Genomic DNA, 634 nt, shown 5'->3' on the forward strand with positions numbered 1-634 from the left:
GTGGTTTGAACTGTCTCTGCGGGGTTTATTCCATCATTTATCACTACAGTGACAACACTGCCATCTGGCGCATCACTGCTGCCGTTAATGGTCGGTGTAGTGTCGTTGGTTTCACCTATCGCGTTGATGGTAATACTCGGCGCTAAGGTGTTAAGTGTAAAGGTATCAGTGGCACTGTTGCTGTTGCCCGCTGCATCACTGACACTCGCAACCACCGTGTAATCATCATCGCCGAGGACTGGCGAGGTGACCGCCCACTCACCATTGGTATTAACCGTTGCACTAAGCGTGGTACTGGTCCCGACACTATCGGTCACAACAAGATTTATAATAGTTCCTGCTGGCTCTGACGAGGTGCCACTGAGTGTCGGCGTATCATCATTAATGGCACCGAGGCTATTGATACTGATCAACGGATCTAAGGTATCCACACTGCCAGTGCCGGTGTCACTGCCGGTATTGCCTGCCGCATCGGTAATACTGGCGGTTACTGTATAACTGCCATCCGTTAAGCTTGGTGCTGTTACTTGCCATGAACCATCAGCGAGGACGGTGGCACTTAATCCATAACTATCGCCATTGACATCCACGATACTGATGCTAACAACGGTGCCCGTAGGCTCGGTTGAGGTAC

1 protein-coding gene is annotated in these 634 nt (G+C 50.9%); it reads right to left on the reverse strand.

Annotation, left to right across the window (positions count from 1 at the left end):
- On the reverse strand, positions 1–634 hold a 634-nt coding region (locus H5187_RS23905; protein WP_182798513.1), incomplete at both ends, for an Ig-like domain-containing protein.

It is taken from the genome of Pseudoalteromonas sp. SG44-1 (assembly GCF_014164315.1).
Taxonomy (GTDB): Bacteria; Pseudomonadota; Gammaproteobacteria; order Enterobacterales; family Alteromonadaceae; genus Pseudoalteromonas; species Pseudoalteromonas rhizosphaerae.